Origin of the sequence: Nonomuraea sp. B1E8, from assembly GCF_039871515.1 — a bacterium.
In the GTDB taxonomy this organism is placed as follows: domain Bacteria; phylum Actinomycetota; class Actinomycetes; order Streptosporangiales; family Streptosporangiaceae; genus Nonomuraea.
Genome location: NZ_JBDPLS010000001.1, coordinates 16,554 through 41,251 on the forward strand (window position 1 = coordinate 16,554; position 24,698 = coordinate 41,251).

The 24,698-nt window shown below is 70.0% G+C and carries 25 protein-coding genes; 14 read left to right on the forward strand and 11 right to left on the reverse strand.

Annotation, left to right across the window (positions count from 1 at the left end; all coding sequences use genetic code 11):
* Nucleotides 1–79: 79 nt before the first annotated feature.
* Genes ABGA98_RS00075 through ABGA98_RS00100 form a run of 6 tightly spaced genes read left to right on the forward strand, consistent with a single transcriptional unit; the run spans nucleotide 80 to nucleotide 6,100 of the window.
* Nucleotides 80–1,171 (forward strand): ABC transporter ATP-binding protein, encoded by a 1,092-nt coding sequence (locus tag ABGA98_RS00075; RefSeq protein WP_347616073.1) that lies wholly within the window; start codon nucleotides 80–82, stop codon nucleotides 1,169–1,171.
* Nucleotides 1,164–2,258 (forward strand): ABC transporter ATP-binding protein, encoded by a 1,095-nt coding sequence (locus ABGA98_RS00080; RefSeq protein ID WP_347616074.1) that lies wholly within the window; start codon nucleotides 1,164–1,166, stop codon nucleotides 2,256–2,258. Before ABGA98_RS00075 ends, ABGA98_RS00080 begins: the two co-directional genes overlap by 8 nt.
* A complete protein-coding gene (locus ABGA98_RS00085; RefSeq protein WP_347616075.1) occupies nucleotides 2,255–3,208 on the forward strand; it encodes a sugar ABC transporter permease in 954 nt (317 codons plus the stop codon). Before ABGA98_RS00080 ends, ABGA98_RS00085 begins: the two co-directional genes overlap by 4 nt.
* Before the next feature lie 4 nt (nucleotides 3,209–3,212).
* Nucleotides 3,213–4,019, forward strand: a complete 807-nt coding sequence (locus tag ABGA98_RS00090; protein ID WP_132504695.1) for a carbohydrate ABC transporter permease — start codon at nucleotides 3,213–3,215, stop codon at nucleotides 4,017–4,019.
* A 2-nt stretch (nucleotides 4,020–4,021) separates the two neighbouring features.
* The gene (locus ABGA98_RS00095) at nucleotides 4,022–4,297 is read left to right on the forward strand and encodes a DUF2160 family membrane protein (protein WP_220446759.1); all 276 of its coding nucleotides are present in this window, start codon (nucleotides 4,022–4,024) and stop codon (nucleotides 4,295–4,297) included.
* Between the two features lie 18 nt (nucleotides 4,298–4,315).
* Nucleotides 4,316–6,100, forward strand: a complete 1,785-nt coding sequence (locus ABGA98_RS00100; RefSeq protein WP_347616076.1) for an ABC transporter substrate-binding protein — start codon at nucleotides 4,316–4,318, stop codon at nucleotides 6,098–6,100.
* 55 nt (nucleotides 6,101–6,155) lie between these two features.
* Here ABGA98_RS00100 and ABGA98_RS00105 read toward each other — a convergent pair whose 3' ends face one another.
* The 6 genes from ABGA98_RS00105 to ABGA98_RS00130 form a co-directional block, all read right to left on the reverse strand.
* On the reverse strand, nucleotides 6,156–7,196 hold the full coding sequence (locus ABGA98_RS00105) for a hypothetical protein (protein ID WP_347616077.1): 1,041 nt from the start codon (nucleotides 7,194–7,196) through the stop codon (nucleotides 6,156–6,158).
* Nucleotides 7,186–8,466 (reverse strand): Gfo/Idh/MocA family oxidoreductase, encoded by a 1,281-nt coding sequence (locus ABGA98_RS00110; protein WP_347616078.1) that lies wholly within the window; start codon nucleotides 8,464–8,466, stop codon nucleotides 7,186–7,188. The genes ABGA98_RS00105 and ABGA98_RS00110 overlap by 11 nt, the downstream gene beginning before the upstream one ends.
* A 22-nt stretch (nucleotides 8,467–8,488) precedes the next feature.
* Complete coding sequence (locus ABGA98_RS00115; RefSeq protein ID WP_347616079.1) at nucleotides 8,489–9,772, reverse strand: extracellular solute-binding protein; 1,284 nt, start codon at nucleotides 9,770–9,772, stop codon at nucleotides 8,489–8,491.
* Between the two features lie 47 nt (nucleotides 9,773–9,819).
* Nucleotides 9,820–10,686 carry a carbohydrate ABC transporter permease gene (locus ABGA98_RS00120; RefSeq protein WP_347616080.1) on the reverse strand — a complete coding sequence of 289 codons (867 nt, stop codon included), beginning with the start codon at nucleotides 10,684–10,686 and terminating at the stop codon, nucleotides 9,820–9,822.
* Nucleotides 10,670–11,632 (reverse strand): sugar ABC transporter permease, encoded by a 963-nt coding sequence (locus ABGA98_RS00125; RefSeq protein WP_347616081.1) that lies wholly within the window; start codon nucleotides 11,630–11,632, stop codon nucleotides 10,670–10,672. The genes ABGA98_RS00120 and ABGA98_RS00125 overlap by 17 nt, the downstream gene beginning before the upstream one ends.
* Before the next feature lie 213 nt (nucleotides 11,633–11,845).
* A complete protein-coding gene (locus ABGA98_RS00130) occupies nucleotides 11,846–12,799 on the reverse strand; it encodes a LacI family DNA-binding transcriptional regulator (protein WP_347616082.1) in 954 nt (317 codons plus the stop codon).
* A 192-nt stretch (nucleotides 12,800–12,991) separates the two neighbouring features.
* On the opposite strand from ABGA98_RS00130, the gene ABGA98_RS00135 reads away from it, so the two are divergent.
* Genes ABGA98_RS00135 through ABGA98_RS00150 form a run of 4 tightly spaced genes read left to right on the forward strand, consistent with a single transcriptional unit; the run spans nucleotide 12,992 to nucleotide 17,716 of the window.
* A complete protein-coding gene (locus ABGA98_RS00135; RefSeq protein ID WP_347616083.1) occupies nucleotides 12,992–13,879 on the forward strand; it encodes an NAD(P)-dependent oxidoreductase in 888 nt (295 codons plus the stop codon).
* Nucleotides 13,879–14,751 carry a 5-dehydro-4-deoxyglucarate dehydratase gene (locus tag ABGA98_RS00140; RefSeq protein ID WP_347616084.1) on the forward strand — a complete coding sequence of 291 codons (873 nt, stop codon included), beginning with the start codon at nucleotides 13,879–13,881 and terminating at the stop codon, nucleotides 14,749–14,751. Before ABGA98_RS00135 ends, ABGA98_RS00140 begins: the two co-directional genes overlap by 1 nt.
* Nucleotides 14,748–15,800, forward strand: coding sequence for a mandelate racemase/muconate lactonizing enzyme family protein (locus tag ABGA98_RS00145; protein ID WP_347616085.1), 1,053 nt, complete (start codon nucleotides 14,748–14,750; stop codon nucleotides 15,798–15,800). Before ABGA98_RS00140 ends, ABGA98_RS00145 begins: the two co-directional genes overlap by 4 nt.
* On the forward strand, nucleotides 15,800–17,716 hold the full coding sequence (locus ABGA98_RS00150) for a DUF6807 family protein (protein ID WP_347616086.1): 1,917 nt from the start codon (nucleotides 15,800–15,802) through the stop codon (nucleotides 17,714–17,716). The genes ABGA98_RS00145 and ABGA98_RS00150 overlap by 1 nt, the downstream gene beginning before the upstream one ends.
* A gap of 28 nt (nucleotides 17,717–17,744) precedes the next feature.
* On the opposite strand, the gene ABGA98_RS00155 is transcribed toward ABGA98_RS00150, so the two are convergent.
* A complete protein-coding gene (locus ABGA98_RS00155) occupies nucleotides 17,745–18,428 on the reverse strand; it encodes a TetR family transcriptional regulator (RefSeq protein WP_347616087.1) in 684 nt (227 codons plus the stop codon).
* A 121-nt stretch (nucleotides 18,429–18,549) separates the two neighbouring features.
* On the opposite strand from ABGA98_RS00155, the gene ABGA98_RS00160 reads away from it, so the two are divergent.
* Both ABGA98_RS00160 and ABGA98_RS00165 read left to right on the forward strand, forming a co-directional pair.
* The gene (locus ABGA98_RS00160; RefSeq protein ID WP_347616088.1) at nucleotides 18,550–19,773 is read left to right on the forward strand and encodes an acyl-CoA dehydrogenase family protein; all 1,224 of its coding nucleotides are present in this window, start codon (nucleotides 18,550–18,552) and stop codon (nucleotides 19,771–19,773) included.
* A gap of 4 nt (nucleotides 19,774–19,777) precedes the next feature.
* Nucleotides 19,778–19,969, forward strand: a complete 192-nt coding sequence (locus ABGA98_RS00165) for a hypothetical protein (protein WP_347616089.1) — start codon at nucleotides 19,778–19,780, stop codon at nucleotides 19,967–19,969.
* Here ABGA98_RS00165 and ABGA98_RS00170 read toward each other — a convergent pair.
* Nucleotides 19,921–20,505: a DUF6879 family protein gene (locus ABGA98_RS00170; RefSeq protein WP_347616090.1), complete on the reverse strand. Its 585-nt coding sequence runs from the start codon at nucleotides 20,503–20,505 to the stop codon at nucleotides 19,921–19,923. The genes ABGA98_RS00165 and ABGA98_RS00170 overlap by 49 nt on opposite strands.
* A 188-nt stretch (nucleotides 20,506–20,693) precedes the next feature.
* A complete protein-coding gene (locus tag ABGA98_RS00175; protein ID WP_347616091.1) occupies nucleotides 20,694–21,275 on the reverse strand; it encodes a TetR/AcrR family transcriptional regulator in 582 nt (193 codons plus the stop codon).
* A gap of 162 nt (nucleotides 21,276–21,437) precedes the next feature.
* Between ABGA98_RS00175 and ABGA98_RS00180 the strand changes: the two genes are divergently transcribed.
* Both ABGA98_RS00180 and ABGA98_RS00185 read left to right on the forward strand, forming a co-directional pair.
* A complete protein-coding gene (locus tag ABGA98_RS00180; protein WP_347616092.1) occupies nucleotides 21,438–22,568 on the forward strand; it encodes an MFS transporter in 1,131 nt (376 codons plus the stop codon).
* Between the two features lie 142 nt (nucleotides 22,569–22,710).
* The gene (locus tag ABGA98_RS00185) at nucleotides 22,711–23,313 is read left to right on the forward strand and encodes a kinase (protein ID WP_347616093.1); all 603 of its coding nucleotides are present in this window, start codon (nucleotides 22,711–22,713) and stop codon (nucleotides 23,311–23,313) included.
* A gap of 30 nt (nucleotides 23,314–23,343) precedes the next feature.
* On the opposite strand, the gene ABGA98_RS00190 is transcribed toward ABGA98_RS00185, so the two are convergent.
* Entirely contained in the window at nucleotides 23,344–24,141 is a 798-nt protein-coding gene (locus ABGA98_RS00190; RefSeq protein WP_347616094.1) for a polyphosphate polymerase domain-containing protein, read from the reverse strand.
* Nucleotides 24,138–24,683 carry a DUF4956 domain-containing protein gene (locus tag ABGA98_RS00195; RefSeq protein WP_347617679.1) on the reverse strand — a complete coding sequence of 182 codons (546 nt, stop codon included), beginning with the start codon at nucleotides 24,681–24,683 and terminating at the stop codon, nucleotides 24,138–24,140. Before ABGA98_RS00195 ends, ABGA98_RS00190 begins: the two co-directional genes overlap by 4 nt.
* Nucleotides 24,684–24,698: the final 15 nt, after the last annotated feature.

Consider the following 24,698-nt stretch of genomic DNA (forward strand, 5'->3'; position numbering starts at 1 on the left):
CCCTTTGCACGCACAACCAGATCATGTTAGATGGAGGGCAGAGGAACTGATCATGCGCCGGCAGAGAGGACCGGGCACCGTGACGCTGATACTCGATGGCGTCTTCGTGCGGCGGCGCGGGGAGACCTGGCTCGACGACATTCACCTGGAATTACCGAATGGAATGACCACCCTCGTCGGCCCCATGACCGCGGGAAAGACGACATTGATGCGCGTCGCAGCCGGTTTACTGCCGCCCGACTCCGGCCGGGTGGTGGTCGACGGAAAGGACGTGACCGGCATTTCCGTGCGCAAACGCTCGGTCGCCTTCGTCTATCAGCAGTTCATCAACTACCCGTCCCTGACCGTCTATGAGAACATCGCCTCGCCGCTCCGCCTCGACCCGAAGTTCCGCCGCGACGGGATCGACCGGCGGGTCCGCGAGGTGGCCGAGCTCATGGGCATCGCGGGGCTGCTCGACCGCCGGCCCGCCGAGCTGTCGGGCGGCCAGCAGCAGCGCACCGCCATCGCCCGCGCCCTGGCCCGCCCCGTCGACGTGCTGCTGCTCGACGAGCCCCTGGCCAACCTGGACTTCAAGTTGCGCGAACAACTCCGCGCCGACCTGAAGACCATGTTCGCGGGCTCCCCCGGCGTCGTCCTCTACGCCACCGCCGACCCGAACGAGGCGCTGACGTTCGCCGCGCCGACCGTGGTCCTGGGCGAGGGCAGGGTCCGGCACACCGGCGAGGTGGCCGAGATGTACGCCCACCCGCCCACGCTGGCCGTGGCGGCCACGCTCAGCGACCCGCCGCTCAACCTGCTGCCCGGCGTCGTACGCGACGGCCGCATCGAGTGCCTCGGCACCTCGTTCCCCGCGCCCCGCGCCCACGCCGACGGCCACCGCGTCATGCTCGGCGTGCGCCCCCACCAGGTCAGCATCACCCCCAACGGCGACGCCGCGCTCGAACTGCCCGCCGAGATCCGGCTCGCCGAGGTCACCGGCAGCGCGACGTTCCTGCACCTGCTGCTCCAAGGCGGCCTCCACCTGGTCGCCCACCTGGAGGGCACCCAGCTCTTCACGCCGGGCGAGTCCACGGTCGCCTACGTGGACCCGGCGCACGTCTTCGTCTTCGACGAGTCCGGGGGACGCCTGCTCGCCACCAGCGCCGCGGAGGTCGACCTGCATGGCTGACATCCGCCTCGAAGGCGTGGGACACAGCTACGACGGCGGCCGCACGTGGGCGCTCAAGCCGATGACCTGGACGTGGCAGAGCTCCCGGGCGTACGCGCTGCTGGGGCCGAGCGGCTGCGGCAAGACCACGCTGTTGAACATCATCTCCGGCCTGATCACGCCCACGGCGGGCCGGATCTGGTTCGGCGACCGCGAGGTCACCGGCGTGCCGACGGCCGGCCGCAACATCGCGCAGGTCTTCCAGTTCCCGGTCCTGTACGAGGAGATGTCGGTCTACGACAACCTCGCCTTCCCCCTCCGCAACCGGAAATTTCCCAAGAAAGAGGTGGACCAGCGCGTCCGCCAGGTCTCCCAGCTCCTCGGCCTCGACCAGGTGCTGCGCCGCAGGTCGCGCCGGCTCGACCCGGGCCGCCAGCAGATCGTCAGCCTGGGCCGCGGCCTGGTGCGCCCCCAGGTGGCGGCGGTGCTGCTGGACGAGCCGCTGACCGTGGTCGACCCGGCGCTCAAGTGGACGCTGCGCAGCAAGCTCAAGGAGATCCACCGCGACACCGGCCACACGCTGATCTACGTGACCCACGACCAGACGGAGGCGCTGACCTTCGCCGACGAGGTCGTGGTGCTCAACGACGGGGCGATCGTGCAGGCGGGCCCGCCCGCCGAGCTGTTCCTGTCGCCGGCGCACGAGTTCGTGGGGCACTTCATCGGCTCGCCGGGCATGAACATGGTGCCCGCCGAGATCGGCGGCGGCGTCGTACGCGTCGACGCCACCGACGTGGGCGCCGCGCCCGACGGGCTGCCGCCGGGACCGGTCAGGATCGGGGTGCGGCCCGAGTTCGTCCGGATCGCCGGGCCCGACGCCTCCCCCGGCGCCTCCGCCACGGTCACCGGGATCGACCGCATGGGCGCGTACGACCTCGTGCACACCCGGGTCGGCGAACACCCGGTGGTCGTCAAGACCGAGGCAGGCTCCGCCTGCGAGCCGGACGCGGCCGTGTTCCTCCACTTCCCCGCGGAGCGGACGTACCTGTTCCGCGACGAGGTCAGGTGCGGCTCCCTCGCGCCGCTGAACGGAAGGGGGCCGGCATGACCGACCAGACCACCGTCGCGCAGAGCCCGGCCGGCGCCGCCGAACCCGCGCCCCCTCCGGCCGAGGAGGCCAAGGACGCCCGGGTGGACCCCAGGCCGAAGAACAACCGCGCGTGGTGGCTGGTCCTGCCGGTGGTCGTGTCGGTGGCGTTCACGGCGGTGATCCCGCTGATGACCGTGGTCAACTACTCCGTCCAGGACGTCTTCAGCCCGAGCGAGCGCATCTTCGTCGGCCTGGAGTGGTTCCGCGAGATCGCCCGCGACCCCGAGGTGCGCGGGGCGTTCGTGCGCACGCTGCTGTTCTCGGCGCAGGTGCTGCTGATCGAGATCCCGCTCGGGGTGGCCATCGCCGTGGCGATGCCGCGCCGCGGCGTCTCGGTGTCGGTGGCGCTGGTGCTGGTCGCGCTGCCGCTGCTCATCCCGTGGAACGTGGTGGGCACGATCTGGCAGATCTTCGCCCGCGGCGACATCGGCCTGGGCGGCTGGGCGATCAACAACGTGCTCGGCGTCAACTTCAACTACACGCTCGACTCCACCGACGCCTGGCTCACCGTGCTGGTCATGGACGTGTGGCACTGGACGCCGCTGGTGGCGCTGCTGGCGTACGCGGGACTGCGCTCGATCCCCCAGCCGTACTTCCAGGCCGCGCAGATCGACGGCGCCTCGGCGTGGGCGACCTTCCGCCACATCCAGCTGCCCCGGCTGCGCGGGGTGCTGACGATCGCGATCCTGCTCAGGTTCATGGACAGCTTCATGATCTACACCGAGCCGTTCGTGGTGACGGGCGGCGGGCCGGGGAACGCGACGTCGTTCCTGAGCATCCTGCTGTCGAAGATCGCGGTCGGCCAGTTCGACCTGGGCCCGGCGGGCGCGTTCTCGCTGCTCTACTTCCTGTTCGTGCAGATCCTCTGTTACGTCTTCTTCACCGTGCTGACCAGGTCGGGAAGGTGAACCGATGAGACGGCTCCCGTGGGCGCGCACGGTCTTCTGGCTCTACGTGGCCACGCTCATGTTGCCGATCCTGTGGATGTTCGGCATGTCGATCCGGCCGAACGAGGACATCCTCGGCAGTTTCTCGCTCATCCCCGAACGCGTGACGTTCGACAACTACGCCACGTTCTTCGGGGAGACGTCGTGGTATTCGAGCTACCTCAACTCCATCATCTACACCTCGCTCAACGCCGTGATGTCGCTCATTGTGGCGTTGCCCGCGGCCTACGCCTTCTCGCGTTTCCGGTTCGCCGGTGACAAACATCTGTTCTTCTGGCTGCTGACGAACCGGATGGCGCCGCCGGCGGTGTTCCTGCTGCCGTTCTTCCAGATCTACCAGAGCGTCGGCCTCTTCGACACGCACCTCGGCGTGGCCATCGCGCACATGCTCTTCAACGTGCCGCTCGCCGTCTGGATTCTCGAGGGTTTCATGTCGGGAATTCCCCGGGAGATCGACGAGACCGCCGCGATCGACGGCTATTCGCTGCCACGTTTCTTCATCCGGATATTCCTGCCGATGATCCGCTCGGCCATCGGCGTGACCGCGTTCTTCTGCTTCATGTTCAGCTGGGTCGAACTCCTGATCGCCAGGACCATCACCTCGGTGAACGCCAAGCCCATCGCCGCGTCGATGACGCGGACGGTGAGCGCGGCGGGCGTCGACTGGGGCCTGCTGGCGACAGCCGGAGTGCTGACGATCGTGCCGGGCGCGATCGTCATCTGGTTCGTCCGCAACTACATCGCCAAGGGCTTCGCCATGGGGAGGGTGTAGCCGTGCTCGACTGGATGGTCTGGACCGTCCCCACGGCCCTGGTCTTCGCCGGACTCGCCGTGCTGCTGATCGCCATGACGGTCTGGGGCCGCATCTCGCCTCCCGTGGCCAGGCGGGGCTTCCTGCGCATCGAGACCGATCGGGGCGACCGGCTCTACATCGGCCTGATCAGCGCCGCCGTCGTGCTGGCGGGCTGGATCGCAATCACCGACCTGTCCATGTGGCTCGCGCTCGGCTGCGCGCTGCTCGTGGCGGTCGCGATCGGCATATGGGGCTAACGGAAAGGGAGTCAGACGATGAGGCGACGGACGACGAGGTCCGCGACCATGGGAGCGGCGGCGCTCATCCTGGTGGTGGCCGGCTGCACGCAGGGCGCGGACAAGCCCACGAGCGACTTCAAGGAGGCCGACGGCCGGGCCGCCGCCCAGCGGTGGGTGTCGGAGGAGTTCACCCCGAGCACGCTGAGCAAGGACGAGCAACTCGCCGAGATGGAGTGGTTCATGAAGGCCGCGGCCCCGTACCGGGGCATGCAGATCAACGTGGTCTCCGAGACGATCACCACGCACGAGTACGAGTCGCGCCAGCTCGCCAAGGCGTTCACCGAGATCACCGGGATCAAGATCAAGCACGATCTGATCCAGGAGGGTGACGTCATCGAGAAGCTCCAGACCCAGATCCAGGGCGACCAGAACATCTACGACGCCTACGTCAACGACTCCGACCTCATCGGCACCCACTCGCGCGGCGACTACGTGCTCCCGCTGTCGGACTACATGGCGGGCGAGGGCAAGAACGTCACCTCGCCCACGCTCGACCTCGACGACTTCATCGGCATCAGCTTCACCACCGGCCCCGACAAGAAGATCTACCAGCTGCCCGACCAGCAGTTCGCCAACCTCTACTGGTTCCGCTACGACTGGTTCACCGACCCCGACATCAAGAAGCAGTTCAAGGACGCCTACGGCTACGACCTCGGCGTGCCGGTCAACTGGGCGGCCTACGAGGACATCGCCGACTTCTTCACCAACAAGGTCAACGGCGACGGCACCATCGACGGCAAGAAGGTCTACGGCCACATGGACTACGGCCGTAAGGACCCGTCGCTCGGCTGGCGCTTCACCGACTCGTGGTTGTCCATGGCGGGCAACGGCGACCCCGGCATCCCCAACGGCCTGCCGGTGGACGACTGGGGCATCAGAGTCGAGAACTGCCGCCCGGTCGGCTCGTCCGTCACGCGCGGCGGCGACACCAACGGCCCCGCGGCGGTCTACTCGCTCACCAAGTACGTCGACTGGCTCAAGAAGTACGCCCCCAAGGAAGCGGCGGGCATGAACTTCAGCGAGGCGGGCCCGGTCCCCGCCCAGGGCCACATCGCCCAGCAGATCTTCTGGTACACCTCGTTCACCGCCGACATGACCAAGCCCGGGCTGTCCGTGGTCAACGAGGACGGCACGCCCAGGTGGCGCATCGCGCCGAGCCCGCACGGGGCGTACTGGAAGGAGGGCAACAAGCTCGGCTACCAGGACGCGGGCTCGTGGACGCTGCTGAAGAGCACGCCGGAGGAGCGCAGGGCCGCCGCCTGGCTGTACGCGCAGTTCGTCACGTCGAAGACCGTGTCGCTGAAGAAGTCGATCGTCGGCCTGACGTTCATCCGCGACTCCGACATCAGGAGCGACTACTTCGCCGAGAACTCCAAGAAGTACGGCGGGCTCATCGAGTTCTACGGCTCGCCGGCCCGCAAGCAGTGGACCCCGACCGGCACCAACGTGCCCGACTACCCCAAGCTGGCCCAGCTGTGGTGGCAGAACGTGGCCACGGCCGTGACCGGCGAGACCACGCCGCAGCAGTCGATGGACAACCTGGCCAAGCAGCAGGACGACATCCTGTCCCGGCTGGAGCGGCTCTCGCGCGAGCGGGAGGGCTACGGCGGCCAGTGCGCGCCGAAGCTCAACCCGGAGCGTGACGCCCAGTACTGGTACGACCAGCCCGGCGCCCCCGCGCCGAAGCTGACCGACGAGCGCGGCAAGCCCGAGACGCTCGACTACGACAAGCTCATCGCCACCTGGAAGAAGTCCGACTAGCGCCGCACGTGGCAGGAGCGCCGCCGCCCGTGGCAGGCCGGGCGGCGGCCGTCCGTCAGCCCGCCAGCCGGCGGGCCAGCCAGTCGAAGGCCCGCTCCTGCATGGGCACGTCGAAGCTGTGCGGCACGTCGGCGAACACCGCCTCGTACGCTTCCGGGGCGTCGCGGTAACGTTCGCCGATCGTGGCGTGGGCGCGCCGCATCCCCGGCTCGGGGAACAGGTCGTCGCGCAGGGCGTACTGGACCATGAGAGGGCCGGGGGCGCGGGCGGCCACCAGGTCGGGCCAGTCGCCCAGACGGGGCAGGCCCGGCGGGTAGAACATCCAGGTGTGCCTGGCGACGTGCCCGCCGAGCATGTCGCGGTAGGAGGACATCATCGCGGCGACGACGACCGCGCGCACCTGCGGGTCGAAGGCGCCGAGCAGCCCGGCGCGCAACCCGCCGCCCGACAGTCCCGCGCACCCGACCGGCCCTACGTCCGGCCGGGAACGCAGGTACGCCGCCGCGGCCAGGTCCTCGCCCGCGACCACGCCCGCGAACGACGTGCCGAGCATCGCGCAGTGTTTGGCCACGACGTGCTCGTGCGCGACGGCGGCCAGGTCGTAGCGGTCGGCCTCGCTCTCCGCGCCGTCCCCGGTCTCCAGCGGGAAGCGGCGGCTGCCCCAGACGAACACGTCGTGCGCGAGCACCGCGAAGCCCCGGCGGGCCAGCTCGTTGACGAACGCGCGCCCGCCGTACAGGTCCTGCCGCAGCCTGCTCACCTCGGGCGACGGCCCTTCGGGACCGTCGGCGATCTTCTCCTTGCCGGCCCACTTCATCCCGGCGTGGCAGTGCAGCGCCACCACCCCGGGCAGCGGCCCGTCCGCGTCGCGCGGGCGCAGCAGGAACGCGCGGGTGCGCGGCCCGAACCCCACCGACCAGGACAGTTCCTCGCCCGCCAGGTCGCCGTCGGTCCAGGTGCGCTCGACCCGCACGTCAGCGGCGGCCAGGTCGAGCACCCCCATCGCCGTACGGGCCGCCGCGCGCAGCTCGGGCCCTCCGAGCACGGGGTAGAGCCCGCGCTGCGCCGCGGCGATCTGCGCCAGCTCAGCGAACACGTGTGCCGTCGTCCTCCAGGATCACGGGGGCCCCGGTGCGGGCGGACAGGGTGGCCGCGACGCCCGTCAGCACGCTGCGGATGCCGTCGCGGTAGCCGGCCTGCCGGGCCAGCGGGTCGTCGCCGGGGCCGCGGAAGACGTCGTCGAGCAGGAGGCGGTCGCCGCCGCCGTGCCCTCCGGCCCCGCTCTCGATCGGCACCTCCTCGGGCCTGCTCCAGTGGCGGCGCAGCGTGAGCCGCTCCCACGCCCCCGACGCGTGCTCCTTGGAGGCGGCGCTCGGGTCGATGGCGGCGTGCGGCGGCGTCCACTCCCGCTCGACGACGTCCAGCTCCAGCCGCCCCTCCGTGCCGTTGAAGGCCACGCGGTAGCCCTCCCAGGGGGCGTGGGCGTGCAGCGAGTACGTCATGATCGCGCGGTTGGTGTAGCGCACCAGCACGGACATGTTGTCGTCGATGGTGACGCCCTCGCCGAAGACGTCCTGGTCGCGCACGTAGCCGTCCTCGTGCTCGGCGTCGAGGTAGAGGCGCTTGAGGCGCGGGTCGGCGGAGATGTCCAGGATGAACGGGTCGCTGCCCAGGCCTGGGGCGCCCTGCCCGCGCTCGGGGCGCGGGTCGAGCCCGCGTTTCCTGGCGTTCTCGGCGCCGTAGAAGCGCAGGTCGGTCTGGGCGAAGACCAGTTCGGGCGCCGCCGCCAGCCACCAGTTGACCAGATCGAAGTGGTGGGTGGACTTGTGCACGAGCAGGCCGCCCGAGCTGTCCCTGTCGCGGTGCCAGCGGCGGAAGTAGTCGGCGCCGTGGATCGTGTCGAGCGTCCACTCGAAGTGCACGGAGGTCACCTCGCCGATCGCGCCGTCCATGAGGATGCGGCGCACGGCGGAGTTGCGCGGCGAGTAGCGGTAGTTGAAGGTGACGATCAGCTTGCCGCTGCTGCGCTCGGCCGACGCCGCGATGGCCGCGCAACCCTCGGCGTCGACGGTGAGCGGCTTCTCGACGACGACGTCCTTGCCGGCGTCGAGCGCCGCGCACACGTAACGGGCGTGCGCGGCGTCGACCGTGGTGACGATGACCGCGTCGGCGAGCTCGAGCACCTTGCCGAACTCAGCGGGCGAGAAACGCGGCACCTGGGCACCGATCCGCTCGGCGTAGTAGTCCATGCGGGTGCGGTTGGTGTCGCACAGGGCGACGATGGTGCCGGCGTCGCGCCACTCCCCGAGCAGCGCGTCGACGTACATCTGCGCGCGGTGCCCGAGCCCGACGAACGCGTACTTCATGTCTCTCCTCTGGTGCGAAGGATCAGCCCGCGATCGAGGCGTTGGCCTCGGTCAGGAACTTCTGTGCGGCGTCGTCGGGGGTCATCCTGCCGAACAGGACCTCCTCCGAATACCGCGTCAGGATGTCTTCCATGGCGCTGGCGCCCTTGGGCGGCGCGGCCGGCGGGTCCGACAGCTCGCTCCTGACCTCGTCGATGAAGTCCAGCGTCTTGATGTCGGTGGCCGGCAGCTTGTCCTTGACCGCCGCCAGGACCTTGGAGCTGGCCGGAAGGCCGCGGTCGCTCAGGATGATCTCGCCCGCCTCGGGGTCGTTGATCATGAAGTCGATGAACTTGGCGGCCTCGGCCGGGTGCTCGGTCTTCGACGAGGCGGTGTAGAGCATCGCCGGCTGCAGGAACATGCCGCCGGTGGTGGCGCCCTCCGCCTTCGGCATCCGCAGCAGGCCGACGTCCTGGCCCGACGCCTTGTTGATGGCGCCGAGCTGGTTGCTCCACCACATGCCCATCGCGCCGGTGTTGGTGCCGAGCAGCGACTGGTCCACGCTCTGGGCGCCGATCTCGACGCTCTTGGCGGCGTCGGGGGTGCCCTTGGACTTGATCAGGGCCTGCATGTTGGCCCACCACGCCTTGAGCGTGTCGGGCGAGATGCCGAGCTTGTTGCCCTGGTAGAACTGCTCGCCGCGCTGGGCGGCGAAGATCTGCAGGTAACCGGGGTTGAAGCTCTGCTGCGTGCCGAAGACCTTGCCGCCACTCTCGGCGGTGATCTTCGTCGCCAGGTCGATGTAGTCCTTCCAGGTCCACGTGGTGTCGTCGGGCAGCTTCTGCCCGTTCTTCTCGACCAGGGCCGGGTTGACGACCAGGCTGAAGGCGTTGACGCCGGTGGGGATGGCGTACTGCTTGCCGTCGAGGGCGCCGGTGGCCAGCACCTTGGCGTCGATGTCGGCGGTGTTGACCTTGCCGGCGAGGTCGGCCAGCGCGCCGCGCTCGGCGTATTCGCGCAGGCCGCGGATCTCGATGGTGATGACGTCCGGCGCGTCGTTGCCCGCGACCTTGGTGGCCAGCGTCTCGTAGTAGCTGCCGAAGTCGGAGAACTCGCCCTCGATGTCGATGTTCGGGTTCTTCGCCTCGAACTTCTTGATCGCCTCTTCGGTCATGGTCTGCCGTGCGTCGCTGCCCCAGTAGGAGAAGCGCACCTTGACCTTGCCATCGGTGCTCTCGCCGCCGCTGTCACTGCCGCAGGCCGCGGTGACCGCCAGCACGGCGGTGGCGAGCAGGGCCGCCGACCACATCTTCTTGCCAGAGCTCACGGCTCTACCTCCTAGGGGGGTCTTCTTGGGTTGGGGGGGTGGGGTGACTACTTCAGTCCCGTGGTGGCGACACCACGGATCAGGTACTTCTGCCCGGCCAGGAAGAAACCGAAGATCGGGCCGAGCGCGATGATCGACATGGCGAACATAGGGCCCCACGACGACTCTCCACTAGAGTCCAGGAACGTCCGCAACGCGACCGGGACAGTGAAGTTGTCCGGGTTGTTGAGATAGAGCAGCTGGCTGAGGAAGTCGTTCCACGTCCAGATGAACGTGAAGATCGCGGTGGTGGCCAGGGCGGGCAGCGAGAGCGGCATGACGACCCTGATGAAGATGCGCCAGTAGCCCGCGCCGTCGATCTCGGCCGCCTCGTCCAGCTCCCTCGGCAGGGTGCGGATGAACTGCACCATGAGGAAGATGAAGAACGCGTCGGTGGCCAGCACCTTCGGCATGACCAGCGGCCAGATCGTGTTGATCAGGTCCAGCTCGGAGAACATGATGTACTGCGGCACGATCACCACGTGGTGCGGCAACATGATCGTGCCCAGCATGATCGTGAACCAGAGTTTCTTCAGCGGGAAGTTCAGCCGCGCGAAGGCGTAGGCGGCCAGCGAGCAGGCCACCAGGTTCGCCACCACCGACAGCGCGGTGATGACGGCGGAGTTCCACAGGTAGTAGCCGAAGGGGTGCTTCAGCGCGGTCCAGCCCTCGGTGTAGTTGTCCAGCGTGACCTCGTTCGGCAGCAGGCCGGGCTGCCGGAAGATGAGCTCCTCCGGCTTGAGCGAGCTGGAGACCATCCAGAGCAGCGGATAGAGCATGATCACGCCGAAGCCGATCAGCAGGAGGTGCTTGACCACCGGTCCGCCCTTGAGCGGGCGGAACAGAACCGGAAGCGGCCTACTTGGTGTCGCCATAGAAGACCCAATACTTGGAAGCGAGGAAGTTCACCCCGGTCAGCCCGGCGATGATGAGCAGCAGGACCCACGCCATCGCGGCCGCGTAGCCCATGTCGTAGTCCCTGAATCCGTTCAGGTAGAGGTAGAGCGTGTAGAACAGCGTCGAGTCGGCGGGGCCGCCGGTGCCGTTGCTCACGATGAACGACTGCGTGAACGACTGGAACGACTTGATGATCTCGAGCACCAGGTTGAAGAAGATGATCGGCGTCAGCAGCGGCAGCGTGATCGCCCTGAACTGCCGCAGCGGGCCGGCGCCGTCGACCGCGGCGGCCTCGTAATAGCTGCTGGGGATCTGGCGGAGCCCCGCCAGGAAGATGATCATAGGGGCGCCGAACGTCCACACGTGCAGGATGATCAGCGTGCCGAGGGCGTAGTCGGGGTGGCCGACCCAGCCGGGGCCCTGGATGCCGAATGCCCCCAGCAGCGCGTTGACCAGGCCGTCGGCGCCGAAGACCTTGCGCCAGAGGATCGCGATCGCGACGCTGCCGCCGAGCAGCGAGGGCAGGTAGAAGATCGAGCGGTAGATCGCCAGGCCGCGCAGCCCGCGGTCGAGCACCAGGGCCAGCGCGAGCGCGAAGGCGAGTTGCAGCGGCACCGAGACGACCACGTAGATCGTGGTGACCTTCAGCGAGGAGATGTACCTCGGGTCCTCGGTGAACATCTTGACGTAGTTGTCGAAGCCGACCCACTTGGCCTCCTCCAGGAGGCTGTAGTCGGTGAACGACAGGTAGAGCGAGGCGAGGATCGGGCCGATCGTGATGACGAGCAGGCCGGCGAACCAGGGGGCCAGGAAGAGATAGGCGGCCCGCGCCTCGCGACGGGAGCGTTTCGTGGAGCGGTGTCCGCCACCACGCGCGGGTCCGGTCACCGCCTCCCGGGGCTTCACCGCCACCGAGTCAGCCATGACGGAACTCACTCCTCATGAAGAACCCTCCGGCGAGATGAGTACTGGATAGCGCTTTCCTATAGCTGGCACGAAAGATGCGTCAACCCTTTGCAGCCGTTACCTAGCCGTTACCGATATATCGTTGACGCGTTTGCCCTGCTAGACGAGTTGGCCTCGACAGAAGTCAGATGAATTCGACCCTCGTTTAGTACAACCGTTTGCAGTTCTCCGCTAACGCGGAGCAGCCGTGGAATCCCTGACGACCAGCCGGGTCTCCAACGAGGTGGTGGCGCTCACCTCCTGGATGAGCAGATCGACCGCGAGCCGCCCCGCCGCGGCGGTGGGCATGGCGACCGTGGTGAGTTTGGGACGGTTGAGCCGTCCTGGCACGATATCGTCGATCCCCACGACGCTCACGTCCGCGGGAACGCTCAGCCCCAGATCGCCGAGGCCCTCGATGAGCCCGATCGCGACCAGGTCGTTGTAGGCCAGCACGCCGGTCACCCCGGCGTCGCGCACCCGGCCCGCGGCGGCGAGACCGCCCCGCTCCGTGGGCGCGTTGGGGCCGATGACGGCGAGCTCCACGCCCGGCACCTGCTCGGCGGCGGCGCGGATCTCCGCGCTCGTCCACGAGCCGGCGGGACCCGACACCAGCGCCACCCGGCGGTGCCCGAGCCCGGCCAGATGCTCGACGGCCAGCCTGGCGCCGTGGCCGACGTCCATCAGCACGGTGGCGGCCCCCCGCAGCCGCCGGTTGATCACCACGAAGGGCACCCGCTCGGCCAGCCGCTCCAGCGCCTTGTTGGACGAGCGCGGGCTGCACAGCACCACGCCGTCCACCTGCTTGGAGAACGCCTGCACCAGCTCCTCCTCGGCGGCCGGCTCCTCGTCGGTGTCGGCCACGAACAGGTGGTAGTCGCGCTGCCTGGCGGCCGCGTGGGCGGCCTTGATCAGCGGCGGGAAGAACGGGTTGGCGATGTCGGCCACGATCAGGCCGAGGTTGTGGGTGCGCCCAGTCGTGAGCGCCCTGGCCGCCCTGTTGGGCCGGTATCCGAGCTCCTCGGCCACCGTCAGCACCCGCGTACGGGTGGCGGCGTTCACCATGTGCGGCGCGGAGAACGTCCGCGACACGGTCGATACATGCACACCGGAGGCCCGGGCCACATCACGAATCGTCACAGTCACAATCGCACACCCTAACGCAACCGCTTGCAGAGGCCATGGGGCAGATGAAAGCGCTTGCTGTACTATCCCGCACCCTGAGCAACCAGAAAACCCCAGCTAGGCCGCCGGTCATGAAATCACCTCTTGACGCCCTGCCCTTCCTGACACAAAGGTTTAGTGCAACTGTTTGCAGTCTCGAAGGAGCCCCTCACGGTGAGCAGAGTCCTCGTCACCGGAAGCGCAGGACGCCTCGGCCGCAGCGTGGTCACAACGCTCGCGAAGGCCGGGCACGAGGTCATCGGCGTGGACCGCGCCCCAGGAACCCCAGGTGAGGCCGCCGCCACCTTACCCGCCGACCTCACCGACACGGGAGAGGCGTTCGAGACGATCGCCCGATTCCGGCCGGAGACGGTGATCCATCTGGCCGCGATCGCCACCCCCTTCAGCCGCCCGGAGTCGGTGATCTACAAGGTCAACACCCAGCTGGCGTTCAACGTCTGCGAGGCGTCCGTGGCGCTCGGCGTGGCCGGCGTGGTCGTGGCCAGCAGCCCCACCGTGCTCGGGTACGGCGCCCCCGGCGGCTGGGCGCCGGCGTACCTGCCGATCGACGAGGAACACCCCGTGCGGCCGTGGAACGCCTACAACCTGTCCAAGGTGGCGGCCGAGCAGACGATGAAGGCCTTCGCCGTGGCCGGGACGACCAGGATGGCCGCGGTCCGGCCGTGCTTCGTCATCCCGCCCGAGGAGTGGGCGGGCGCGCCGACCCAGTCGGGGCACACCGTGAAGGAGCGGCTGGACCGGCCGGAGCTCGCCGGCGTCTCGCTGTTCAACTACATCGACTCCCGCGACGCCGCCGACATGATCGCCGTGCTCGCCCAGGCCCTGCCGGAGCTGCCGAACGGCGAGGTCTTCTTCGCCGGCGCAGCCGACGCGCTGGCCAGGAAGCCGCTGGCCGAGCTGCTCCCCCAGGCCGTGCCCGGCACCGAGCAGCTGGCGGCCGGGCTCACCGGCACCACCCCGGCCTTCTCGACCACCAAGGCAGAGCGCCTGCTCGGCTGGCAGCCGAAGCGGAGCTGGCGCACCGAACTCAAGGACGTCTGATGAATCTCAGCGGTGTGCTGTTCTTCCCCGTGACCCCGTTCGACGCCGGCGGCGGGCTCGCCGAGGAGGTGCTGGCCGAGCACGTTGCCCAGGGCATGGAGCACGGCCCGGGCGCCGTCTTCGCAGCCTGCGGCACCGGCGAGTTCTCCGCCCTGTCGGAGGCCGAGCACGCCCGCGCGGTGCGGGTGGCGGCCGAGGCCGTGGGCGGCCGGGTGCCGGTGTTCGCGGGCGCGGGCGGCCCGCTCGGCGCGGCGCTGAGCCAGGCGCGGGCCGCCAAGGAGGCGGGCGCGGACGGGCTGCTGCTCATGCCGCCGTACCTGGCGCAGGGGCCGGGGCACGGCTACGCCGCGTACGTGTCGGCGATCGCCGCCGAGCTGCCGGTGATCATCTACCAGCGCGGCACGGTCGTGCTGGAGCCCGACACCGTGGTCGAGCTGGCCGGGATCCCCGGGGTGATCGGGCTCAAGGACGGCCTGGGCGACATCGACCGGATGCAGCGGACCGTGCTGGCCGTGCGCGAGATGTTCCCCGGGTTCCTGTTCTTCAACGGGCTGCCGACGGCCGAGCTGACCATGCCCGCCTACCGGGGCATCGGCGTCGAGCTCTACTCCAGCGCGGTGTTCGCGTTCGCGCCGGAGATCGCCACGGCCTACCTGAACGGCGACGAGCGGCTGCTGACGGAGTTCTACGCCCCCCTCGTACGGCTGCGCGGCAAGGTCCCCGGCTACCCGGTCTCGCTGGTCAAGGCGGGCGTCCGGCTGCGCGGCCTGGACGTGGGCGGCGTCCGCCCGCCGCTGGTGGACGTCACCGGCGAGCATCTCGAGGAGCTGGAGGCACTGATCAAGACCGGTCTCGAACTGGTGGCGTCATGACCGTCGCCGAGCTGCGTACCGAGCTGCGCAGCGTCCCGCTGCCCCGCCCCTGGGGCGCGGACGTGCCGGCCAACCACGTGATCGTCACCCATGTCACGCTGGCGGACGGGCGCACCGGCAGCGGCTTCTCGTGGACGCCGCAGATCGGCGCGCACGCCGTCAAGGCGCTGCTCGACCACGACGTGCGGGAGGCGCTGATCGGTCTCGACCCGCACCCCGAGGTGGTGTGGGACCGGCTCTGGCGGCACCTGCGGGAGGCGGGGCCCGGCGGGATCACCACCGTCGCGCTGGCCGGCGTCGACCTGGCGCTGTGGGACCTGCGCTGCGGCGAGCGCGACCTGGCCGGCGTGCTCGGGCGGCGGCGCGACGAGGTCCCCGTCTACGGCAGCGGCGTCAATCTGCACTACTCCCTGGAGGAGCTGGTCGCGCAGGCCCGCCGCTGGGTCGCGGCCGGCCACCGGGGCGTCAAGATCAAGGTGGGCCGTCCCGACCTGGCCGAGGACGTGGCCCGGGTGGCCGCGGTCCGCGAGGTGATCGGCCCCGACCGGCTGCTGATGATCGACGCCAACCAGCGGTGGGACCTGCACCGGGCGCGGCGGGCCCTCGCCGCGCTGCGCGCGTTCGACCTGCACTGGATCGAGGAGCCGCTGCCCGCCGACGACGTGGCCGCGCACGTGGAGCTGCGCCGCTCCACCGACGTGCCGGTCGCCGTCGGCGAGAACGTCTACACCACGTACGGCTTCCGCGACCTGCTGGCGGCCGGCGCGTGCGACGTCGTCCAGCCGAACGTGGCGCGGGTCGGCGGCATCACGCCGTTCCTGCGGATCGTGGAGCTGGCCAGGACGTACGACGTGCCGGTCTACCCGCACCTGCTGAGCGAGATGTCGGGGCAGCTCGCGCTGGCCCTGCCGCTGCCCGCCATGGTCGAGGACGTGGAGGACGCCTCGTTCGCCGCCCTCGGGCTGCTGGCCGAGCCGTACCCGGTGGAGATCTCCGGCGGCGCCCTCCGCGCGGGCGCGCACGCCGGGCTCGGGCTGAGGTGGTCGTGATGGCGCCGGCGAGAATCGTGCTGGCCGGAGCCCACGGGCACGGCCAGCACCACCTGCGTCAGCTGCACCTGCTGTCGGACTCCGGCGTGGCCGAGCTGTCCGGGATCTGCGACGTGCGCCCGGTCGAGGTCGGCTTCGGCGCGCCCCTGCAGTCGCCCGACCTGCGCGAGCTGATCGCGAAGACCGGCGCGGAGATCACGATCATCTGCACGCCGATCCACACCCACGCCGACCTCGCGGTGACCGCGCTGCACGCGGGCTCACACGTGCTGCTGGAGAAGCCGCCGGCCGCGACGCCCGAGGCGCACCGGAAGATCGCCGCCGCCGTCGCGGAGACGGGGCTGGCCTGCCAGGTCGGCTTCCAGTCGCTCGGCTCCGAGGCGATCCCGGCGCTGCGCGAGCTGATCGCGGGCGGCGGCCTCGGACGGGTGCGCGGCATCGGCGGCGCGGGCGCCTGGGAGCGTCCCGCCTCCTACTTCACCCGCTCGGCCTGGTCGGGCAGGCGCCGGCTGGACGGCGCCGACGTGGTGGACGGCGCGCTCACCAACCCGTTCGCGCACGCCGTGGCCACCGCCCTGGCCCTCGTGGACAGCCCGATCGCGGACATCGAGACCGAGCTCTACCGCGCCAACACGATCGAGTCGGACGACACGTCCTGCGTGCGGATCCGCCTCGACGACGGCCTCGTGCTCACCGTCGCGGTGTCGTTGTGCGCGCCGGAGCGGCACGAGCCGTATCTGGTGGTGCACGGCGACGCGGGCCGGGCCACGCTCGTCTACACCCAGGACAGCGTCAGGGTCGAGCTGCCGGACGGGTCGGTCACGACCACCGTGTACGACCGTACGGACCTGCTGGACAACCTGCTCGACCACGTGCGCACGGGGACCCCGCTGCTGGTCCCGCTGGCCCGTACGGAGAGGTTCACGCAGGTGCTCGACGCGGTGCGGCTGGCGCCCGAGCCGCTGCCGATCGCCGAGCGGCACCAGGAGGTCGAGCGGGATGGCGCGGGCGCGGTCGTGCGCCGGGTCCTGCCGGGCATCGCCGGCCTCACCGCCCGCAGCGCCGAGCGGCTGGCGCTCTACTCCGAGCTGGACGTGCCATGGACCCGGGTGGAGCTGCTGGCCGGCGAACGCCCGGTGGCCCGCTACGAGACGCGGCCCGACCTGCCGGCGACCGACTCCCCCCGCCCCTACCTGCACGAGGTGCGTACGCTGGGCGGCGTCGAGGTCACCGAGGTCAGGCCCGAGGACCACGTCCACCACCTCGGCGCCGGGGTGGCCATCGCGGACCTGGGCGGGGCGAACTTCTGGGGCGGCCGCACCTACGTCAGGGACCAGGGGCCCACCTGGCTCGACGACCACGGCGTCCAGCGGCACGTGGCGTTCTCGCGGCTCGACGACGGCGGCTTCGTCGAGCAACTGGAGTGGATCGGGCCCGGCGGCAGGCTGATGGCCCGCGAGGAGCGCGCGGTCACCGTACGGCCGCTCCAGGACGCCTGGGCCCTGGACTTCGCGTTCACGCTCACCAACCTCACCGGAGCCCCGCTGGAGATCAACAGCTCGGCCACCAAGGGCCGCGCGGGCGCCGGCTACGGCGGCTTCTTCTGGCGCGCCCCCGGCTCCTCGACCGCCAGGACGACCCTGCCGGGGGACGAGCGGGCGGTGCACGGCAGCCGGGACCGCTGGATCGCCATGTCCGGCACCGACCCGGACGGGCGGGACTGGACGCTGGTGTTCGCGCAGGACGGCGACGACCCCTGGTTCGTACGCGTCGAGGAGTATCCGGGGGTGGGCCAGGCGCTGGCCTGGGACCGGCCGCTGATCGTCGCGGACACGCTGACCAGGCGTGTCGTCACGGCGGTGGTGGACGGGAGGCTCGACCACGCGGCGGCCGCCGCGCTCGCCGCCGCGCTCTGAGCCCTGACCGCCCGCCGGGCGCTGCGCCCTAGTCGCGCGGCGACGGGTCGCCGGGCTCCGGAGGGCGCGGGCCCTCGTCACGGCCCGCGCCGGACCTGAGCAGGCGCAGCGCGCCCCGCGACAGGGCCACCAGGATGTCGGCCGCCTCGTCGAGGTCGGGGTAGCGGCCCTCCAGGTGGCCGATGGCCAGGGCGTTGGTGGCGGCGTTGATGCCGTCGGCGATCATCTCCAGCCGCCGCATGTCGTGCTCGTCGTCGGCGGTGTAACCGAGGGCGGCCAGGTCGGTGGCGTGGTGCTCGCGGTAGGCGGCGGCGGTCTCCGTGGCGAAGTCGCGCAGCGAGGACGACGGGTCGTGCCGGGCCCGCAGCTGGATGCGGAGCAGCTCGGGGTGGCGGCAGATGGCCTCCAGGGGGATGCGGAAGGTGTCGCGGTGGCGTTCGAGGTCGCCGGGGGCCTCGCGGGCGGCCCTGCGCGCCTCGCGCATGGAGTGGCGCAGCCGCCGGCCGCCCTCCTCGGCGAGCACCCGCAGCAGGTCCTGCATGTCCTTGAAGTGCACGTAGAAGCTCGACTGCGCGATGCCGGCGGCCCTGGCGACCTTGACGGTGGTCAGCCCGGCCTCGCCCTCCTCGTCGAGGATCGCGAGCGCGGCCCTGATCAGCCTGCGCCGGGTCAGGTCTTTCGCCTCGCTCCTGCTGAGCGGTGTGCTCGTCATCGATGCCCTTCCCCTCCCGTGACGCATCTCCCCTTGTGCGGATTTTCACCGATAGTACTATCGGTGAAATTGAGGGCTGACCGGGGAGGCACCACCCCACCGATTCACCGCAAGGAGCAGCATGGCCATCGACTTCACCCTCGCCCCCGAGCACGAGGAGATCCGCAAGCGGGTCCGCACCTTCATCCAGGGCACCGTGGCCCCCGCCATGGAGGAGGTGGCGGAGGGTGACCGCGACACGTACCTCCGCACGATCTTCCACCTGCGCTCCCTCGCCAGGGCCGAGGGCCTGTGGCTGCCCCACATGCCGAAGGAGTGGGGCGGCATGGGCCTCGGCCACGTGGAGCTGGCCATGGTGCAGTCGGAGGCGGCCAAGACCCGCATCGGCCCATGGGTGCTCAACTGCCAGGCCCCCGACGAGGGCAACATGCACACGCTGCTGCACTGGGCGAACGACGAGCAGAAGGAGAAATACCTCCGGCCCCTCCTGGAGGGCACCAAGATGTCGTGCTTCGCCATGACCGAGCCGGAGGTCGCGGGCTCCGACCCCACCCTGATCCAGACGACCGCCGTACGCGACGGCGACGAGTGGGTGATCAACGGCCACAAGTGGTTCATCTCCAACGCCCGCCGCGCCAACTTCGCCATCCTCATCGCCAGGACCGAGCAGGACGTGCCGGCCGGCTCGCGCGGCGCCAACACCGCCTTCCTCGTCGACCTGCCCGACCCCGGCTGGAACGACGTGCGCGAGGTCGAGACGATGCACGGCTCGACCGGCCACAGCGAGATCGTCATCGAGGACCTGCGGCTGCCCGGCAGCCAGATCCTCGGCGGCCGGGGCAACGGCCACCGCCTCGGCCAGTATCGCCTGGGCCCGGCCCGGCTCGCCCACTGCATGCGCTGGATCTCACAGGCCGAGACCGCCCTCGACATGATGGTCGGCCGCGCGCTCACCCGCTACAGCCACGGCTCCCTGCTGGCCGACAAGCAGGGCGTCCAGTGGCTGATCGCCGACTCGGCCATGGAGCTCTACCAGTGCAAGCTGATGGTGCTGCACGCCGCCTCGAAGATCGACAAGGGCGAGGACTTCCGCACTGAGGTCTCGATGGCCAAACACTTCGTCGCGAACAGCCTCAACCGCATCATCGACCGGGCCATCCAGGTGCACGGGGCGCTCGGCTACTCGACGGACACGCCGCTGGCGCACATGTTCCAGCATGCCCGCTGGGCCCGCTTCGCCGACGGCGCCGACGAGATCCACCAGATGCGCATCGCCGAACGCACCATCGCCGCCTACCAGGCCACCGGCTCCACCGCCTCCGCCACCGGCGACCTGCCACTATGACCCCATGAGGAGATCACGGGCCCTGATCCTGGACGCGTACCTGGTCGCCTACCGGCTCCGCAAGGGAAGGATCTCGGCACGGGAGCGAGAAAGGGCGCGCCTGCTCTTCGACGAGGTGCTCGCCCACGAGACGCCCGGCGCCGCTGGTCAGGAAGGCACCCGCGGTGCGGTGAGCGGGAGGATCTCGCGCTCGTAATAGCCTTCTAGGTCCTCGCCCGCGGCGAACAACTTGTCCAGATCGCCCCGGCAGGCGGCGATCACCTCCTGGTCGTCGATCCGCCGGGCGCCGCTGTGCAGGCCGAGAGCGTCGTACGTCACCTCGTACATCACCGAGGTCCCCAGCACCACCAGCTCGGGCAGCCGCCGGTCGATCTCCAGGTCGGCCACCTGCTGGGCGGCGAGCACCCTCACCTCCTCGCCCACCGCGCCGCGCGACGCCAGCACGTGCATCTCCCAGCGCACGTAGGAGGTGAGGGGCGGCTCGACGATCCGCAGCCGCCTGCGCGCGAAGCCCCCGGCCGCGGCCTGCCCGTCGTCGATCAGCCTGAGCGAGCGGGCCCGGTCGCCCTCCGTCAGCGCGGCCCGTCCCGGCTCGCCGGCGTCGGAGAAGCTCTGCACCCGCTCGACCTTCCACAACACGCCGTCCATCCGGCGGTAGCCGGGCCAGAAGTCGTCGAGGTAGTCGTCGGCGCTCAGCGAGACGGCCGGTATCTCGTGGATGCGCTCAATCATGGAAACTGTCCCTCGTCGCCGGCCGTTTCCCTGCCTATCACCGGCCAGGTCCCGGATAAACGGATGCGGCCGGCCTGGTGCGGCGCGTACGCGATCGATGCATACGGGCAGGCCCGGCTATCACAACCCTGCCGAATCACGGCGGAAGCGGTCGGTCCCTCGCCGCTCCGCGACCGGGACAGGCGTGGTCAGGTCGCGGAGGTCGCGAGCGTTCTGATCGTGAAGTCGATCGCCGTGGCGAGCCGTTGGGGGTCGTGTCCGGTGCGTTCGCGTACGCGTAGTCCAAGCACCGTCGTGAACAGCAGTTCCACTGCGGCGTCAACGTCCAGTGTGGCGGGCAGGTCGCCGTCGCGGATGCCGCGGCGGAGCAGTGACGCCAGGGTTTTCCTGGTGACTTCGAACGCGGCCTCGGTCTTTTGCTGGATCTCGGGGTCGGTGGTGCCGAGTTCGGCAGCCGTGTTGACCACGAAGCAGCCGCGACCGGCCTCGTGGCTGATCATCCAGATCAGCCATTCCCGCAGGACTTCGAGGCTGGGACCGGCGGCGCTGAGCTGTTCTTCCGCTTGCGTGGACTCCGTCGCCCGATAGTGGTCCAGCGTCCGCAAGAACAGTGTGCGCTTGTCGTTGAAGGTGCGATACAGGCTGCTTTGCTTGAGTCTGAGCTCGGCGCCCAGGTCACGGACGGACGTGGCGTTGTAGCCGCGACGCCAGAACAGGTCGGTCGCCTTGGCGATCACGTCTTGCTCGTCGAACTCCCTGGGTCGTGCCATGGTCGCCACTCTACCAACGTTGTGGAGCGATCGCTCCCGTATTAGGGTGTGCCGTCATATGGGAGCGACCGCTCCCGAATGAGTGAAGGGAGACACGACGTGACGGCAACGGACCCTACGACGACCGGGCGAGGCGCGTCAGCGAAGCATCCATGGATCGCGGTGTCCGCCGTGGCCTTCGGCACATTTCTCCTGGTCACGGCCGAGCAGCTCCCCATCGGGCTGCTCACTCCCGTCGGATCGGCACTGTCGGTTTCTGAGGGGACGGCCGGCTTGATGGTCACGGTCCCCAGCATCGTCGCCGCCATCGCGGCACCGGTGGTCCCGGTACTCGTCGGCAGGATGGATCGCCGGCTCCTGCTCGTCGCCTTGATGGGACTCATGACGCTGGCCAACGTGGCCTCCGCCCTGGCCCCGAACTATCCGCTCCTGATCAGCGCCCGGGTGCTGGTCGGGGTGGCGATCGGCGGGTTCTGGGCCATCGCCGGAGGGCTGGCCGTCCGGCTCGTCCCCGCCCCGCTCGTGCCGCGGGCCACGGCGATCATCTTCGGCGGCGTCGGGGCGGCGAACGTTTTCGGCGTCCCCATCGGCACGGTGATCGGCGGGCTGGCGAGCTGGCGGATCGCGTTCGGCGCGCTGAGCGCGCTCGCCCTGGTCGTGCTGGTCGCCCTGCTGGCCGTGCTGCCGTCGTTGACGGCGGCTCAGCCCGTCGGCCTGCGGCGGCTGGCCGACCAGTTCCGCAATCAGGGCGTCCAGGTCGGCATCCTGGCGACCTTCCTGATCGTGACCGGCCACTTCGCGGCCTACACGTTCATCAGCCCGGTGCTGCAGCAGTTGTCCGGCATCGACGAGCAACTCGTCGGGCCTCTGCTGTTCGGATTCGGCCTGGCGGGCGTCGCAGGGAACTTCATCGCGGGTGCCGCCGTGGCGAACAGGCTCCATCGGACGGTCCTCACCATCGCCGCCGCCCTGGGGGTGACCGTGCTGCTCTACCCGATAGCAGGGCTCACCGCGGCGGGTGGGGTGGCGCTGCTCGTCGTCTGGGGCCTGGTGTACGGCGGGGTCTCCACGAGTCTCCAAACGTGGATGATCAGGTCCGCGCCGCAAGCGGTCGAGGAAGCCTCCGCTCTGTGGGTGGCGGTGTTCAACCTCTCGATCGGTCTCGGCGCGCTGGCCGGCGGCACGATCGTCGATGCCCTGCCGCTCCAGGGCATCCTCTGGCTCGCCGGCGTTCTCATCCTGGGGGCCGGGCTGGCAGTGTGGAGTGCACGCCGAAACGACAGCCTTCGATGACACCCGTCTCGCCGATCTGCGGCGATCACGTTCACCGCGCATCGACTTCGGACATCGATACAGGTCCCAGATGCGAGTGCGTTCGCATCACTCCTGCTTGAACTGGCCGCTCAGGAGGTTGAGGGGTGCTACCTTCGACGCCGTGTCCGACCAGTTGAGCGACGTTCCGTCGAGCATCGGATGCACCTCGTCGGCTTCAACCCGGCTGATCGTGCTACGCGGCAACTCCGGCTCGGGCAAGACCACGGTCGCGCGGGCCATCCGCGACGCCTACGGCCGGCGCGGCCTGGCCATCGTCAGCCAGGACGTGCTGCGCCGCGAGATCCTGCGCGAGCTCGACCAGGCCGGCGGCGTCAACATCGGCCTGATCGACACCGTCACCCGCTACGCCCTCGACCACGGCCACCACGTCATCCTGGAGGGCATCCTCACCGCCGACAGGTACGGCGACATGCTGACCGCGCTGCGCCGCGACCATCCGGGCCGCAGCCACTTCTTCTATCTCGACGTCTCCTTCGAGGAGACCCTGCGCCGCCACGCCACCCGCCCCCAGAGCAGGGAGTTCGGGGCCGACATGATGCGCGGCTGGTACGTCGAACGCGACCTGCTCCCCGGCGCCGGCGAAATCGTCATCGACCAGGCCAGCTCGCTTGAGGAGACGGTCAGGCTGATCATGTCGCGGACGCTCACCACGGAGACGTCCGCGCCTCCCCGAGATCCGCCGGCTCCGTCCCGCCGTTCCTGACGTGGGTCGTGATCAGCCCACGGTCGATCACTATGCCACCCGGCTGAGACCGGAAAGGTCCGTTTGGGGTTCGAGATAGCGCCGCGCCACCGGGCGCCAGCGGTTGCCGCCCGGCAGGTTCCGCGTCGCCGCCATCCCGATGCAGTATTTGCTCACGCTGACCGGCCGCACCCCCATCCCGCGCAGCACCCTGTCGACCAGGGCCCTGCCGTCGGCCGACTTCGACTCCAGCAGCACCAGGTCGCGCCGCGCGGGCACGCGCCGGCGCCCGTCGTGGCAGAGCAGCCCCGTGTCGCAGGTGAGCCGGGCCGCCCCCGCCCGGTCGATGAGCGTCACGCGACGGTAGTCGGTGGACAACACCGCTCCGAGCGCGGCGGGCGGGGTGAGGCGCAGCTCCCCGACCAGCGTGTTGTGCACGAAGTCGCGCGCCTCCTGGGTGAGGACGTGCGCGGGCACGCCGTCGTACGGGATGCGGTGTTTGTCGGTGCTGCCGCGCGCGCCGCTGAGCTTGAGCTCCAGCCACCGCCCGCCGCCGTCCAGGTAGGTACGGGTACGGAGCTTGAACCTGCGCCGCCTCCCCTGCCGGTGCTGGCGGAAGGTGAGCAGGTCGGGGGTGTCGAAGTAGGTGGAGGTGTAGCGGAACTGCCGTCGCCCGCCGATCCGCAGCACGGAGAACCGGTCCCCCAGCTCCCCCGCCAGCCGGGCCATGGTCGCGCCCGTCACGAGATATTTGTTGTCGACCCGGCTCATCAGCTCGGGCACGTCCGCCAGCCCGACCGGCCTGGCGGCCGCGGCCACCCCGGCGAGCAGCACGTCCGCGTCCGTCATCGCCGCACCCCCATCGCCTCGGGCGACGTGACGGCGTACCGCACGTCGGCCACGGTCACGTCGCGTACGTAGTCGACCTGGGTCACCACGACGTGCAGGACCCGCGCGCGCAGCCGGCTCTCCAGGTCCGCGCGGAGCAGGTCGGGGTCGGCGTGGACGACGTCCAGCGTCACGACCTGCTGCCGGGTGCGGCCGAGCAGCCGGGGGTGGTCGGCGATGTACATGATCGCCAGCAGCACGCCGTTCAGCAGCAGCGCGGTCAGCGGCCACGCCCCGGCCAGGCCGTTGACCAGTCCCAGCACGATCGCGATGAAGTAGTAGGCGATCTCCTGCTGGGTGATCTCGCTGGACCGCAGCCGGATGATCGACAACACTCCGAACAGCCCGAACCCGACCGCGATGTCGACCCGCTGGACGAGCAGCAGGGACACCACGGCGAAAATGCCCACATTGAGCGCGACGTAGGCGAACAGCAGGTCGCGCCGGTGGTGCCGCCGGTAGTAGAGCCCGTACGCCAGCGCGACGATCGCCGCGAGGTCCATCACCAGCCCGGTTGC